The sequence below is a fragment of the Candidatus Accumulibacter phosphatis genome (genome assembly GCF_012939955.1).
GTDB classification, from domain to species: domain Bacteria; phylum Pseudomonadota; class Gammaproteobacteria; order Burkholderiales; family Rhodocyclaceae; genus Accumulibacter; species Accumulibacter delftensis.
Window position 1 is genome coordinate 91,333 of sequence record NZ_SPMY01000011.1, and the last position, 15,145, is coordinate 106,477.

Consider the following 15,145-nt stretch of genomic DNA (forward strand, 5'->3'; position numbering starts at 1 on the left):
CGCCCGCCGCGCCTGTTAGCGATGGGCGGCGAGCTTGTCGCGCCAGCCGGGATAGAGAGTATCGGCGTCGCCCGGGAAGGACGCAAAAGCACGCGCAAATTCCTGGTGCTCGCGAGCCCATTCGATCGGGTCGGCGCCGGCTTGCCAGCACTCGTAGGCCTGGCGCAGTGAAATCGCGCCGGCGGCGGGGCTGTCGATGTGGCCGTAGGAACCGCCCCCCGAGGTGTTGATGACGTTGCCGTGGCCGAGGTTGGCGAAGAAGCCGGGCAGGCGCAGGGCGTTCATGCCGCCGGAGATGATTGGCGTCGTCGGCTTCATGCCGTACCACTTCTGGAAATAGGCCGGGCCCTGATATTCGTCGCGTTCGATGATGTAGGCGATCGCCCGGTCGTCGGCCGTGCCTTCCATCTTGCCGTAGCCCATGGTGCCGACGTGAATTCCCGAGGCACCCTGCAGACGTGCCATCTTGGCCAGCACGTAGGCATCGTAGCCGCGCTTCGAGCTTGGCGAGGTGACCGCGCCGTGCCCGGCGCGGTGGTAATGCAGGTACTGGTTGGGGTACTGGCGGCGAGCGGTGGTGACCATGCCCGGACCGCCGACATAGCCGTCAACCAGGAACGCGACCTTGTCGGCGTCGGGCCCGAAAGTTTCGAGGATGTAGTCGGCACGGGCGCACATTTCGTAGTGATCGTCGGCGGTGATGTTGGCCGAGAACAGTTTCGCCTGCCCGGTCTCGTCCTGCGCCCGCTTCATCGCGTCAGCGACCAGCGGCATGACTTTCTTCATCGGCGCGAACACCTGGTTGCCCTGCGGCTCGTCGTTCTTGATGAAGTCACCGCCGAGCCAGAACTGGTAGGCGGCCTTGGCGAAGGGTTCGGGGCGCAGCCCTAGCTTGGGCTTGATGATCGTCCCGGCAATGTAGCCACCGTCCTTTAGCGGGCGACCGAGGATCCGCCACATGTCGGAAATGTCCTTGGCCGGACCGTCGAACAACTGCAGCGCGCGCTCGGGCACGTAGAAGTCATAAATCTTGGCGTGCTCGATGTCACCCATGCCCTGATTGTTGCCGATCACCAGGGTCAGGAAGGAAACGATCATCATCCGTCCGTCGGTGACGTTGCGATCGAAAAGGTCGACCGGATAGGCGATGCGCATCTCTTCGCTGGCTTCGTCGATCAGATAGACCAGGGCATCGACACCGCGGGTGAAATCGTCGGTGGTACACACCTCGACGTTGGTGCCGGTGGACGACTCGGCGGCGAAATGTGCAGCCGCCTGCAGATAGTCGTAACCGGCCTTGGGCTTCATCTTGTAAGCCACCAGGATATGCTTGCCGCCACTGATCAGATCGTCTTCCCTGAGGCTGAGGTCGGCGTAACGATTCGATTGGTCCATGCTTGTCTCCGTGTCGAGTAATGGTGAAGGGCAACTTGCCGCAGGTGACGACCGACCACTCCCAGCCCGGGCCAAACTGCGCAAAGGCGCGGTTGAAGGCCAGGCGGTGAGCGTCGCGTTCCGTCTCGGCGAGTGCCCCGTCAACGTCGAAAATGAGCGCCTGCCGCTTGACCGTTTGCCGCCGCGCCGCGCGGAAAAGGAGGCTGCTGCTCATGGGGCGTTCGGCCGGCGGGTTGTGCATTCGGGTCGCCTGGCGTCGTTCAATGCTGGCCAGTGTAGGCGGCGCAATAGATAATTAAAAGTTAAACTTTTTTCTGTTTATGGTTAGCTTTTACTATTCAAAAGAGAGCAGCGTAAGAGCAATGCCTATCTGTAGTGACAAGCAGACCCCTCCTCGCGCTGCGTCACAAGGGGAGGTGGCAATGCCCGCTGTTTTGGCGGATAATTTGCCCATGCTACCCATCGCCCCACTCCTGATCGGTTAATTATCGTGCCTCTTGCATCCAGCGACCTGACCAACGTCATCCGTGCACTTGCCATGGATGCGGTGCAGCAAGCCAACTCCGGCCACCCTGGCATGCCCATGGGAATGGCTGAAATAGCCGAAGTACTCTGGCGTCGCCACCTGCGACACAACCCGGGCAATCCTCACTGGCCAGACCGCGACCGTTTCGTCCTTTCCAACGGTCACGGCTCAATGCTGCTCTACGTGTTGCTGCATCTCACCGGCTACGACGTCTCCATTGACGACCTGAAGAACTTCCGTCAGTTTCGCTCGAAGACGCCCGGACACCCGGAAGTGGGTCATACCCCCGGAGTGGAAACAACAACCGGGCCGCTCGGCCAGGGTCTCGCCAACGCCGTCGGCATGGCCATTGCGGAGAAGGTTCTGGCCGCCGATTTCAATCGTTCCGGTCACTCCATCGTCGACCACTCGACCTACGTATTCCTTGGTGACGGTTGCCTGATGGAGGGCGTTTCACACGAAGCCTGCTCGCTGGCAGGCACCCTCGGACTGGGCAAGCTGATCGCCCTCTACGACGACAACGGCATCTCCATCGACGGCCATGTCGAAGGCTGGTTTACCGACGACACCCCGCAACGCTTCGCCGCTTACGGCTGGCAGGTCATCGCCGCCGTCGACGGACACGACAGCGACGCCGTCGACCAGGCACTGCTCGCGGCACGCGCCGAGCGCGAGCGCCCGACGCTGATCTGCTGCAAGACACGCATTGGCGAAGGTTCACCAAACAAGGTGGGTAGCCACGACGTTCATGGCGCGCCGCTCGGCAGCGCGGAGATCGCCGCCACGCGCGCACATCTCGGCTGGCAACACGCGCCCTTCGCAGTCCCCGCAGCCGTCTATGAGAGCTGGGACGGCCGCGTCCGCGGCCAGGCCTTCGAGAACAACTGGCAGGCGAGCTTTGCGGCCTATCAGGCCGCTTTCCCGGAATTGGCCGCCGAGTTTTTGCGCCGCATGCGCGGCGAGCTACCGGCCGACTGGAACATCTGCTGCGCACAAGCCTTGGCCGAGGTCGCGGCCAAGGCCGAAAACATCGCCACCCGCAAGGCGTCGCAGAACGCGATCAGTGCCTTCGCGCCGCAGCTACCCGAACTGCTTGGCGGTTCGGCCGACCTTGCCGGCTCGAACCTGACGCTGTGGAAAGGCTCGCAGGGCATCAGCCGAACCCGGGGCGGCAACTACCTCTATTACGGGGTGCGTGAATTCGGCATGACCGCAATCGCCAACGGCCTCGCCCTGCACGGCGGCCTGATCCCGTACACCGCGACCTTCCTGGTCTTCTCGGACTACGCGCGCAACGCGATCCGCATGGCGGCGCTGATGAAGCTGCGCCAGATCATGGTCTACACGCACGATTCGATCGGCCTCGGCGAAGATGGCCCGACCCACCAGCCGGTCGAGCACATCGCCAGTTTACGCCTGATCCCCAACCTTGACGTCTGGCGCCCGGCCGACGCCAGCGAAACGATGGTCGCCTGGATCGCCGCTCTCGAACGTGCTGACGGCCCGACAGTTCTGGCGCTCTCGCGGCAGAATCTGCCGACGCTCAGCACCGGCATCGCGCCCGACATGATTCGCCGTGGCGCTTATGTTCTGGCAGACTGCGCGAACCCGCAGGCGCTACTGATCGCCACCGGCTCGGAGATCAAGCTGGCACTCGACGCACGCCAGGCGCTCGCCGACGAGGGCGTCGCCGTGCGCGTCGTCTCGATGCCTTGCGCCGAGGTCTTCGACCGCCAGGACCGGGCGTACCAGGAAGCAGTTTTGCCGCGCGCGCTACCGCGCGTGGCCATCGAAGCGGGCGTGAGCAATTTCTGGCGCAAGTACGTCGGACTTGACGGCGCCGTTATCGGCATCGATCGTTTTGGAGAGTCGGCACCCGCAGGCCAGGTGTTCGACTTTTTCGGTTTCACGGTGACCAATGTGGTCACGACCGTGAAATCAGTGTTGTAATTTCTCAAGGAGACCGTTTCATGACCATCAAAGTAGGGATCAATGGCTTTGGCCGTATCGGACGGATGGTGTTTCGCGCTGCTGTGCAAGATTTTTCGAACGAGATCGAAATCGTCGGTATCAACGACCTGCTCGAACCCGATTACCTGGCGTACATGCTCAAGTATGATTCCGTGCATCGTCGTTTCCAGGGCACGGTTGCGGTGGATGGCAATTCGCTGATCGTCAATGGCAAGAAAGTCCGCCTGACCGCAGTCAAGGATCCGGCCGAGCTGAAGTGGGACGAAGTTGGTGCGGACATCGTGGTTGATGCAACCGGTCTTTTCCTGACCACCGAGTCGTGCCAGAAGCACATCGCCGCCGGCGCCAAGAAAGTCATCCAGAGCGCACCGAGCAAGGACGACACGCCGATGTTCGTGTTTGGCGTCAATGACAGCACCTATGCCGGCCAGACGATCATTTCGAACGCTTCCTGCACCACCAACTGCCTGGCCCCGGTGGCCAAGGTGTTGAACGACAACTGGGGCATCAAGCGTGGCCTGATGACCACGGTTCATGCGGCAACCGCGACCCAGAAAACCGTTGATGGTCCGTCCAACAAGGACTGGCGTGGCGGCCGCGGCATCCTCGAGAACATCATTCCGTCCTCGACCGGTGCTGCCAAAGCCGTCGGCAAAGTCATTCCCGAGCTCAACAAGAAACTCACCGGCATGGCCTTCCGCGTGCCGACATCGGACGTCTCGGTCGTTGACCTGACCGTCGAGCTGAACAAGGACGCCACCTACGAGGAGATCTGCGCAGCGATGAAGGCGGCCTCGGAAGGCCCGATGAAGGGCGTTCTCGGTTACACCACCGACAAAGTGGTGGCCACCGATTTCCGCGGCGAGACCTGCACCTCGGTCTTTGACGCGGATGCCGGCATGGCGCTTGACGGCACCTTCGTCAAGGTCGTCTCGTGGTACGACAACGAGTGGGGTTATTCCTGCAAGGTGCTGGAAATGATCAAGGTCATGGCCCGCTAAACTGCCGTTCAGGGGCGCCTTCGGGCGCCCCTCGTGTTTTCTTCCCTTCTCTTTCCCCGCTTCCTCGATCGACGCTTTCCTGTGCTTGTGCTTTTTCAGTGCAGGTTTTTTGCGCCACTTCGGCGCTTGATGGATCTGCTCGGTGCAGCCCTGACCCTGCAGCCGTCGTCTTCGCCGTCGCCGTCGATCGCCGACAAGATCAGAAATCCTCGTTGAACCTGATGATGCCCATCGCTGTCCCACGCAGCGGCAGGAAAGCCTGCTCGTGCCCCTGGTCAGCGCCCTGAAACAGGCCCCAGACAAAACCACTGTCTGTACAAGAATAATAGGAAGCTCATGCCCCGCGATACCAAGATCGTCGCCACCCTCGGTCCGGCCTCGTCGGATCCCGATGTACTCGAACGAATGATCCGCGCCGGCGTCGACGTCGTGCGCCTCAATTTTTCCCACGGCAAACCGGCGGATCATGTTGCGCGTGCGCAACTGGTTCGCGAAGTAGCCGCCCGCGTCGGACGCCCGGTAGGCATCCTCGCCGATCTGCAAGGCCCGAAGATCCGTGTCGGCAAGTTCGCCGAGGGCAAGATCCGGCTGGAGCAAGGCGCGCCCTTCATCCTCGACGCCAAGTGCGAGTTGGGCAATTCCGAACGCGTCGGCCTCGACTACAAAGACCTGACGCGCGACGTCTCACCTGGCAGCGTCCTCCTGCTCGATGACGGTCGCATCGTGCTTGACGTGCAGCGCGTGCTCGGCTCCGAGATTTTCACGGTTGTTCGCCATGGCGGCGACTTGTCCGACAACAAGGGTATCAACCAGCAGGGAGGTGGCCTTTCGGCACCCGCACTGACCGCCAAGGATATGGAGGATATCCGCACGGCGGCCGCCATCGACGTTGACTATGTAGCCATCTCGTTTCCCAAGAGTGCGGCCGACATGTACATGGCCAAGCAACTGATCCATGCCGCGAACGGACATGCGCAGACCATTGCCAAGATCGAACGCCTCGAAGCCGTGGCCGCACTCGCCGAGATCATCGCCGCTTCGGACGGGATCATGGTCGCCCGCGGCGACCTCGCTGTCGAAGTCGGCGACGCCGCCGTACCTGCGCTGCAGAAGCGCATGATCCACATGGCACGCGAGAACAACAAGCTGGTGATTACCGCTACGCAGATGATGGAGTCGATGATTGTCTCGCCGAACCCGACCCGTGCCGAAGTCTCTGACGTCGCCAACGCGGTTCTCGACGGCACCGACGCGGTGATGCTCTCGGCTGAAACCGCTGCCGGCAGGTATCCGGTGGAGACTGTTGAAGCGATGGCGCGAATCTGCCTGGAGGCCGAAAAATCCTCGGAAGTGACTCTCGAGCGTGAGTTCCTCAATCGAGTTTTCACGCGCATCGACCAAACGATTTCGCTGGCCGCCATCTGGGCGGCTCACCACCTCAAGGTCAAGGCCATCGCCGCGCTCACCGATTCCGGTTCGACGGCTCTCTGGATGAGCCGCCTGAACTGTGGTGTGCCGATCTACGCGCTGACGCCGCGGGCTGAGGCGGTAACCAAGATGAGTCTCTATCGGGCCGTTTCCCCGGTACACATGAGCCATCAGCCAAGCTCCCGCGATGAACTGCTCGACGCGGCGGAGCAACAGTTGATCAAGGAGGGCGTGGTCGAAAAGGGAGACTTCATCGTCATCACAGCCGGTGAGCCGATGGGCAATAGCGGCGGCACCAATACGATGAAGATTGTTCGCGTCGGCGAAAAGAAGGGTCCCGCGGCCTGAGCGGAAGGCGTGCCGCAGAACCCGTCACGGAAATCGCCGCCGGGCCGTTCCGGTTGGCGAAACGCGGCGGACCGACGCCGCGCTCGTGGCAGCCAGGATGTGTCCTATAATCCCAACGCTCGACTTTCGCACTGGCGACGACCCATTTCCTAACCGGATCAGCAACGTGACCGATGCCCTCTTTGAATCGACGATCAAGAGCCTGCCCCTGCTAGGCCGCGGCAAGGTGCGCGACATTTACGCCGTCGGCGACGACAAGCTGCTGATCGTCACCAGCGATCGCCTCTCGGCCTTCGACGTCATCCTGCCCGACCCGATTCCCGGCAAGGGCCGACTGCTCACCCAGCTGGCCTGCTTCTGGTTTGAAAAACTTGCGGCCATCGTCCCCAACCAGATGACCGGGATCGACCCGGAGAGCGTGGTCGCGGACGACGAGCGCGCCCAGGTCCGTGGCCGCTCACTGGTCGTCAAGCGCTTGCGGCCACTACCGATCGAGGCCGTCGTGCGCGGTTATCTGATCGGTTCGGGGTGGAAGGATTACCAGGCCACTGGGGCCGTCTGCGGCATCCCGCTGCCGCCGGGGCTGTGCCTCGCCAGCCGCTTGCCGGAGCCGATTTTCACGCCGGCGACGAAAGCCGCCATCGGCGATCATGACGAGAACGTGTCGTTCGAGCGCGCGCAAGCCGACTGTGCGAGCGCGCTCGCCGACCTCCTTGCCGTCGCCGGCAAGAGCGGCGCCGAGATTGCCACGCAGACACGCGCCGTGGCGATCGCACTTTACACCGCCGCCGCCGAGCATGCTGCTACGCGCGGCATCATCATTGCCGACACCAAATTCGAGTTCGGCCTCGATGCTGCCGGCACGCTACACCTGATCGACGAAGTACTGACTCCGGACTCGTCACGCTTCTGGCCAGCCGATGACTACCGCGAGGGCAGCAATCCGCCCTCCTACGACAAGCAGTACATCCGCGACTATCTGGAAACACTGCCCTGGAACAAGCAGGCACCCGGCCCAAGCTTGCCACTGGCGGTGATCGCCGGAACGCGTGCCAAGTACGCCGAGGCCTTGCAGTGCCTCACCGGAGAGAAGCCTGTCCAGTGACCGCCGCGCAGGCGCGGCGCATGACATTCGGCCGACGCCCCGTCAGCAAGGAGACCGCATGGGTCTAGAAGCCACGTCATCCGAGCGGCGCCAAGCACCGCTGAAGGTTCGCAGCGTCGCCGTCGGCCAGCCCCTGGTATGGTTGGCCGCGGGCTGGCGCGACATGCGCGCCAATCCCATCGCCAGCCTCTCGTATGGCCTTCTGTTCGCCATCTTTGGCGACCTGATCACCATCTTTGCCTGGCGGCAAGGCCACCTCTTCATTGCCGCCACTTCCGGCTTCCTGCTCATTGCGCCGATGCTCTGCGGCGGACTGTACGAGATCAGCCGCCGCCGCCAGGCCGGCCAGTCTTCGACTTTTCTCGAATCGCTGGCGGGTGGCCGCCGCAACGCCCGCGAACTGATCAAGCTCGGGCTGCTCCTGGCCATCATCGGACTGTGCTGGGAACGCGTTTCGACGCTGCTCTTCCTGGTCCTGGCACCACATATCCCGCCTGACCTGCTGATCTTGCTGGCCGAGATGCCCAAGCTGCCGGAAAATCGCGATCTGATGATCATCTGGTTGATGAGCGGTGGCAGTCTGGCTTTACTGGTCTTCGCCATCACCGTCGTCTCGGTGCCGCTGCTGCTCGATCGCCAGGTGGACTTCATCGTCGCCATGCGCACCAGCCTGAGTGCCGTCGATGCCAACATACGCTTGATGGTCTTCTGGGCGACACTGGTTGCAACGCTGACCGTGCTTGGCATCGGCACGCTGTTTTTTGGCTTGATCGTGCTCATGCCCTTGATCGGGCACGCCTCCTGGCACGCCTATCGCGACCTTGTAGAACAGCGAGCTGCCAGCGACCATCCGGACAGCCAGACAGCCAGACGCTAGCCCTGCCCGGAACAAGCGCTCTGCGCTCGGCGAGCACCCTCCCCCTGCACCCACGGAACCCTTGATGACTGCCACCACCCCGTCCGACAACCCTCTTCTTGACCTGTCCGGCCTGCCGCGCTTCGATGCCATCGCGCCGAGCGACGTGCAGCCGGCGATCAGCCAGCTGCTCGATGACTGCCGAGCGCTGATTGTGCGGCTGACGTCGCCAGGCGCCGCGACGACCTGGAACGACTTTGCCGCCGCCCTGACCGACGGCCTCGAACCGCTGTCGCGCGCCTGGGGAATTGTCGGCCATCTGCACGCGGTCAATGACGTCCCCGAATGGCGCGCGGCGTATAACCGCATGCTGCCTGAAGTGTCACGCTTCTACGCCGAGTTCGGCCAGAACCTAAAGCTCTTCGCCGCCTACCAGGCAATCGCCGAGAGTGCTGAATACGCACGCCTTTCGCCGGTGCAGCAGCGCATCATCGACAACGAGATTCGTGATTTCCGACTTGCCGGTGCGCAGCTGCAGGACGATCAGAAGCCACGCTTCCAGGCGATCTCCGAGGAACTCTCGCAGCTCTCGGCCAAATTCTCGGAAAACCTGCTCGACGCCACCAACGCCTTTGCCGAGTGGGTAAGCGACGAGGCCGAACTTGCCGGCCTGCCCGAAGACACTCGCCAGGCGGCGCGCGAGGCGGCCGAGAAAGACGCTCAGAGCGGCTGGAAGTTCACTCTGCACATGCCCTCCTACTTGCCGGTAATGCAATACGCCGACAGTCGCCGCCTGCGCGCACAGATGTACCGTGCCTACACCACCCGCGCCGCCGAATTCGGGCCTGCCGAGCTCGACAATACGCCGCTGATCAGCCAGATCCTCCGCCTGCGCCGCGAAGAAGCGCAAATGCTTGGCTACGCCAACTTCGCCGAAGTCTCGCTGGTACCGAAAATGGCCGTGTCGGTGCCACAGGTCCTCGACTTCCTGCGCGAGATGGCGGTCAAGGCCCGGCCTTTTGCCGAACGGGATATCGCCGAGCTGCGCGCCTTCGCGCGTCGCGAGCTGCAACTCGAAAGCATGGAAGCCTGGGATATTGGCTACGTTTCCGAAAAGCTCTTGCAGAAGCGCTACGCCTTCTCGGAGCAGGAAGTAAAGCAGTATTTCACCGAAGAGAAAGTCCTCAGCGGTCTCTTCAAAGTCATCGAAACGCTGTTTGGCGTCTGCCTGAAGCCTGACAGCGCAGCGCTCTGGCACCAGGACGTCCGCTTTTTCCGCATCGAAACGCCGGCCGGCGAACTCCTTGGCCAGTTCTACCTCGACCTTTACGCCCGCGAAACGAAACGTGGCGGCGCCTGGATGGACGAAGCAATCACTCGCCGCCGACGACCGCCGGGATCAGTGGCGAGCGACAACATCCAAAAACCGGTGGCCTATCTCAACTGCAACTTCTCGCGGCCGATCGGCAGCAAGAATGGCCAGGCACGGCCGGCCCTGTTCACGCACGACGACGTGATCACCCTTTTCCACGAGACGGGTCACGGCCTGCACCACTTGCTGACCCGCGTCGATGAACTGGCGGTCGCCGGCATCCACGGCGTCGAGTGGGACGCCGTCGAACTGCCGTCGCAGTTCATGGAAAACTACTGCTGGGAGTGGAGCGTCGTGCAGGGGATGAGCAGCCATGTCGACACTGGCCAGCCGCTGCCGCGCGCGCTGTTCGACAAGATGCTGGCCGCCAAGAACTTTCAGAGCGGTATGCAAACGCTTCGCCAGATCGAGTTTTCGCTGTTCGACCTGCTGCTGCACAGCGACTACGACCCGGCTGACGAGCGCAGCGTCCTTGACCTGCTCGGCGACGTGCGTCGCGAAGTTGCGGTTCTCGTGCCGCCCGCGTGGCATCGCTTCCCGAACAGTTTCGCGCACATCTTTGCCGGTGGTTATGGTGCCGGCTACTACAGCTACAAGTGGGCGGAGGTCCTTTCGGCCGACTGCTTCGGCGCTTTCGAAGAGGCCGGCGACCCCTTCGACCAAGACACCGGCCAACGCTTCCTGAACACCATTCTGTCGGTCGGCGGCAGTCGTCCGGCGATCGAAAACTTCCGCGCCTTCCGCGGTCGCGAGCCGCAAGTCGACGCGCTGCTCAGGCACAGCGGCATGGTTGGCGTGTAACGGTCATGCCATGTCGATGCTCTCCACATCATGAAAGCCACGACCGTCCCCCTCTTCCCCGACCCTTCTCCCGCACGGGGAGAAGGGAGTTTCGTGAGTCGCGTGCGCGACTTTGCCAGCAAAGGAAACTCAGCCATGGACACGACAAGCGCCCTGCGTTTCGCCTGCATCGCCACGGCATTGCTTGCCGCGACCGCCGTCAGCGCACAAACCACTTACCGCTGGGAGGACCCGCGCAGCGGCATCACGGTGATCTCCGACCGGCCCCCGCCACCGGGAACGCGCGACGTGACCGTCACTGAAGGACCCAGCATCGCCGCCGAACAGCAGCAAATGCCCTACACCATTCGCCAGGCGAGCGAAAAATTTCCGGTGACCCTGTTTACCAGCGCCGACTGTGGCGCCTGCGAGCAAGCACGCGCACTGCTCAATGGCCGTGGCGTTCCCTTCTCGGAAAAGCTGCTCACCAGCCAGGAAGAGCTGACAGCGCTTGGCCGCCAATTGGGCGGCGACGCCGTACTGCCCAGCATCAGTGTCGGTCGGCAGCATGCGACCGGCTTTGCGCCCCCCAAATGGAACGAGCTGCTCGACTTCGCTGGCTATCCGGTCAGCGCGCCCTACGGCTTCAAACCTGCCGCTGCGCCCAGCCAATGAAAATCGCCAGCTGGAACGTCAATTCACTCAAGGTCCGCCTGCCGCAGCTGCTCGACTGGTTGGCGGCGCGGCAACCCGATGTCGTCTGCCTGCAGGAAACCAAGCTCGACGACCCTTTTTTCCCGGCGCAGGAGCTCGCGGCCGCCGGTTATCACGTCGCCTTCTCCGGACAAAAAACCTACAACGGCGTTGCTCTGCTGAGCCGCGACGCGCCGACAGATATCGTTTGTGGCAACCCCCTTTACGCGGATCCCCAGAAGCGCCTGCTGGCGGCAAGCGTGAACGGGATTCGTGTCGTCTGCGCCTACGTGCCGAATGGCCAGGCGGTGGGCAGCGACAAGTACGCCTACAAGCTCGCCTGGCTGGAGGCGCTGGTCAACTGGATAGGCGCTCAACTGGCCGACAACCCACGTCTGGTCCTGGCCGGTGACTTCAACATCGCCCCCGACGACCGCGACGTGCACGACCCGGCGGCCTGGGCCGGACAGATCCTGTGCTCCGAACCCGAGCGAGCCGCTTTCCAGCGCCTCCTCGGCCTTGGCCTGGAGGACAGTTTTCGCCTTTTCGAGCAGCCGGAGAAGAGTTTTTCGTGGTGGGACTACCGAATGCTCGGCTTTCAGAAGAACCGCGGCCTGCGCATTGACCACGTCCTCCTCTCGAACGCACTCGCCGAGCGCTGCACGCTGGCCGGCATCAGCCGCGAAGTACGCAAGCTCGAGCGGCCATCGGACCACGCACCGGTGACTGCGGAACTGGCTGACTGGGCCGACTGATGCCTGGCACGCCAGCGGGCAGCCTGCCGCCATCCCTGCTCGCGCTCTATCCAAGCCTGCGTTCGCTAGCGGCCGAACAACTGGCGGCCCTCGGCCAGCAAATGACTCAGCGCGACCTGCCCGCCGGCACGCAACTGTTCAGCGAGCGGCAGGACTGTATGGGTTTCCCGCTGCTTCTCGCGGGCACGATCAAGGTCGTGAAAAGTACCGCCGGCGGTCGCGAAATGCTGCTCTACCGCGTCGAACCGGGCGGCTCGTGCATCATCAGCTCGAGTTGCCTGCTCGGTCACACGCCGTATTCGGCGCGTGGCATTGCTGAAACCCCCCTGTCGCTACTCCTCTTGCCGATCGCGACTTTCGAAAAACTACTCGCCGAACATGCGAGCTTCCGCAGCTTCGTCTTCCACCTGTTTGCCGAACGCATCGCCGAACTGATGCAACTGGTCGAAGAAGTCGCTTTCCACCGCCTCGATCAACGCCTGGCAAAACTGCTCCTCGCCAAGGGTGACACTATCCATGCCACCCACCAGGCACTGGCGGAGGAACTCGGCAGCGTCCGCGAGATGATCAGCCGTTTGCTCAAGGGCTTCGCCCTACAGGGACTGGTCAGGCTGGGTCGTGAACAGATTACGGTGATCGACCCGAGCGGGCTGCAGCAACTGGCCGACGGCTCTCGCTGACAGCGTCTGGCCGCGTGCGTGCTTGCCAGGCCGCACGCTCTTTGCCGCGCGGCCCCTGGACTCCCTATCCTTTGTCTCCGCTTGCCTCTGTGACTGCAGTTACATACAGCTAGGCCGCCGCGACGTACGCTGTCGCCTTCACTCAACACGGTTAACGGAGCCAATCATGAAAACAAACGTCGGTGGAATCGACAAAATCCTGCGTATCGTCGTCGGTATCGCGCTCGTCTCGATGGCTGCTCTGGGCGTCGTCGGCGCCTGGGGCTGGATCGGTGTGGTACCGCTGCTGACCGGTCTGTTCGGCGTCTGTCCAGCCTACTCGCTGCTCGGAGCCAATACCTGTGCGGTCAAGAAAAGCGGCTGAACGGCGAGCAAACCGAGCGCACGGCGTAGCCAGTCTCGGTACGCCGTTTTCATGTCAAGGTGTTGGCCAGGCGAACATAGTCGGCAACCGACAGTTCCTCTGCCCGGCAGGTCGGCGAAACGCCAAGCGCCGCCAGCTGATCCTCGTCAAGGATGCCCCTGAGGCTGTTGCGCAGCATTTTGCGGCGCTGCCTGAAAGCAGCGGCGACCAGCGCAGCGAAGTGCGCTTCGTTCACCACCGACAAGGCTTCCGGGGGACGCGGAATCAGGCGCACCAGCGCCGAGTGCACCTTGGGCGCCGGATCGAAAGCCTCTGGCGGCACGTCGAGCAGGCGCTCGACGACGAAACGGTATTGCAGCATCACCGTCAGCCGGCCGACGTCGCCACTTCCCGGCTCGGCGACCATGCGCTCGACGACTTCCCTTTGCAGCATGAAATGCATGTCGCGCACGCAAGTACCATAGCCAGCAAGATGAAAGAGCAGCGGCGTCGAGATGTTGTACGGCAGATTGCCGACAATGCGCAGCTGGCCACCAGCGGCGCTGGCCAAGCGGCCAAAATCGAAAACCAGCGCATCGCCCGCGTGCACCGTCAGTTGCTCGGTCGGATAGCTTTTCGCAAGCCGGGCAACAATGTCGCGATCGATCTCGACGACGTGCAGGTGATCAAGCCGTCGCGACAGGGGCGCGGTCAGGGCGGCCAGCCCCGGGCCAATCTCGACCACCGTCTCGTCACGCTGCACCGCCAGCTGGTCGATGATCGCCGCGATGACCTGTTGATCGACCAGGAAATTCTGGCCAAAGCGCTTGCGCGCGACATGCGTCCTCATGCGCTCACTTGCTTGCTGCCGCCGGGTCGAGCGAGCGGAGCCACCGGAGCCGCCCTAGCCACCATCTCGATGGCCTGCTCGATGGCCACCAGCAAGCTGCCGGGATCGGCTCGTCCGCTGCCCGCCAGTTCCAGCGCTGTGCCATGGTCAACCGAGGTGCGAATGATCGGCAGGCCCAGCGTGACGTTGATGCCCTGGCCAAAACTCGCGTACTTGAGCGCCGTGAGACCCTGATCATGGTACATGGCGAGAACGCAGTCGCCGCGTTCGAGGAGCGGCGGAGAGAACATCGTATCGGCTGGCAACGGCCCGAGCAGGGCCATGCCTTCGGCACGCAGGCGCTCGAGGACCGGCGTGATCACTTCGATCTCTTCACGGCCCAGGTAGCCTCCCTCGCCAGCATGTGGATTGAGACCGGCAACCAGAATGCGTGGGCGGGCAATCCCGTACTTCGCCGCCATCTCGCGATGCAGAATGCGCAGGGTTTCCTCGACAGCGCCTTGGGTAACCGCCGCCGGCACGTCCCGCAGCGGCAGATGCGTGGTCACCAGGGCCACCCGCAAACCGCCACCAGCGAGCATCATCACCACACGTGGCGTTGCCGTCTTTTCCGCCAGATACTCGGTGTGCCCGCTGAAGGGAATCCCGGCATCATTGATGATGCCCTTGTGCACCGGCGCGGTGACCATGGCCGCAAACTCACCGCTCTGGCAGCCGTCCAGGGCCCGGTCCAGCAGCGCCAGCACGTAAGGGGAATTGGCCGCATCAAGTTGACCGGGCCTGACCGCGGCAGCTAGCGGCAGATGCAGAACGTCCAGGGTGCCGACCTGTGGCGACCGGGCCGCTTGCCACTCACGCAGTGTGCAGGGAAAGTGCAATGCCGCCGCCCGCTCGGCGAGCAGCGAGCGATCCGCCAGAACAACGATTCGCGCCGCAAAGCGAGCGTCCAGCGAGCAATCGGCGAGGCGTAGACAGATCTCGGGACCGATGCCGGCCGGTTCGCCACTGGTGACGGCAATCACCGGCGGGCACGACATGGCGC

General features: G+C 63.1%; 13 protein-coding genes and 1 pseudogene. 10 read left to right on the plus strand and 4 right to left on the minus strand.

What is annotated here, in order from left to right:
* Nucleotides 1-15: 15 nt before the first annotated feature.
* Both E4Q23_RS04285 and E4Q23_RS23575 read right to left on the minus strand, forming a co-directional pair.
* A complete protein-coding gene (locus tag E4Q23_RS04285) occupies nt 16-1,395 on the minus strand; it encodes a ribulose-bisphosphate carboxylase (protein ID WP_169065480.1) in 1,380 nt (459 codons plus the stop codon).
* 31 nt (nt 1,396-1,426) lie between these two features.
* Nucleotides 1,427-1,609: pseudogene (locus tag E4Q23_RS23575) on the minus strand (hypothetical protein); the annotation flags it as partial.
* A 276-nt stretch (nt 1,610-1,885) separates the two neighbouring features.
* Here E4Q23_RS23575 and tkt point away from each other — a divergent pair.
* From tkt to E4Q23_RS04340, 10 genes are all read left to right on the plus strand, one after another.
* Nucleotides 1,886-3,871, plus strand: a complete 1,986-nt coding sequence (gene tkt / locus E4Q23_RS04295; protein WP_169065481.1) for a transketolase — start codon at nt 1,886-1,888, stop codon at nt 3,869-3,871.
* A 20-nt stretch (nt 3,872-3,891) separates the two neighbouring features.
* Nucleotides 3,892-4,893 carry a type I glyceraldehyde-3-phosphate dehydrogenase gene (gene gap, locus E4Q23_RS04300; RefSeq protein WP_169065482.1) on the plus strand — a complete coding sequence of 334 codons (1,002 nt, stop codon included), beginning with the start codon at nt 3,892-3,894 and terminating at the stop codon, nt 4,891-4,893.
* 336 nt (nt 4,894-5,229) lie between these two features.
* Complete coding sequence (pyk, locus tag E4Q23_RS04305; RefSeq protein ID WP_169065483.1) at nt 5,230-6,669, plus strand: pyruvate kinase; 1,440 nt, start codon at nt 5,230-5,232, stop codon at nt 6,667-6,669.
* Nucleotides 6,670-6,835: 166 nt separating this feature from the next.
* Nucleotides 6,836-7,774 (plus strand): phosphoribosylaminoimidazolesuccinocarboxamide synthase, encoded by a 939-nt coding sequence (locus E4Q23_RS04310; protein ID WP_169065484.1) that lies wholly within the window; start codon nt 6,836-6,838, stop codon nt 7,772-7,774.
* Nucleotides 7,775-7,832: 58 nt separating this feature from the next.
* Entirely contained in the window at nt 7,833-8,651 is an 819-nt protein-coding gene (locus tag E4Q23_RS04315; RefSeq protein WP_169065485.1) for a DUF2189 domain-containing protein, read from the plus strand.
* Nucleotides 8,652-8,715: 64 nt separating this feature from the next.
* Nucleotides 8,716-10,803, plus strand: coding sequence for a M3 family metallopeptidase (locus tag E4Q23_RS04320; protein ID WP_169065486.1), 2,088 nt, complete (start codon nt 8,716-8,718; stop codon nt 10,801-10,803).
* Nucleotides 10,804-10,938: 135 nt separating this feature from the next.
* Nucleotides 10,939-11,457: a DUF4124 domain-containing protein gene (locus tag E4Q23_RS04325; protein ID WP_169065487.1), complete on the plus strand. Its 519-nt coding sequence runs from the start codon at nt 10,939-10,941 to the stop codon at nt 11,455-11,457.
* On the plus strand, nt 11,454-12,230 hold the full coding sequence (xth, locus tag E4Q23_RS04330; protein ID WP_169065488.1) for an exodeoxyribonuclease III: 777 nt from the start codon (nt 11,454-11,456) through the stop codon (nt 12,228-12,230). The genes E4Q23_RS04325 and xth overlap by 4 nt, the downstream gene beginning before the upstream one ends.
* Nucleotides 12,230-12,910 (plus strand): Crp/Fnr family transcriptional regulator, encoded by a 681-nt coding sequence (locus tag E4Q23_RS04335; RefSeq protein WP_169065489.1) that lies wholly within the window; start codon nt 12,230-12,232, stop codon nt 12,908-12,910. The genes xth and E4Q23_RS04335 overlap by 1 nt, the downstream gene beginning before the upstream one ends.
* A 166-nt stretch (nt 12,911-13,076) precedes the next feature.
* Nucleotides 13,077-13,274, plus strand: a complete 198-nt coding sequence (locus E4Q23_RS04340) for a YgaP family membrane protein (protein WP_169065490.1) — start codon at nt 13,077-13,079, stop codon at nt 13,272-13,274.
* A 49-nt stretch (nt 13,275-13,323) separates the two neighbouring features.
* Here E4Q23_RS04340 and rsmA read toward each other — a convergent pair whose 3' ends face one another.
* A complete protein-coding gene (gene rsmA, locus E4Q23_RS04345) occupies nt 13,324-14,103 on the minus strand; it encodes a 16S rRNA (adenine(1518)-N(6)/adenine(1519)-N(6))-dimethyltransferase RsmA (protein ID WP_169065491.1) in 780 nt (259 codons plus the stop codon).
* Nucleotides 14,100-15,140 (minus strand): 4-hydroxythreonine-4-phosphate dehydrogenase PdxA, encoded by a 1,041-nt coding sequence (gene pdxA / locus E4Q23_RS04350; RefSeq protein WP_169065527.1) that lies wholly within the window; start codon nt 15,138-15,140, stop codon nt 14,100-14,102. The genes rsmA and pdxA overlap by 4 nt, the downstream gene beginning before the upstream one ends.
* Nucleotides 15,141-15,145: the final 5 nt, after the last annotated feature.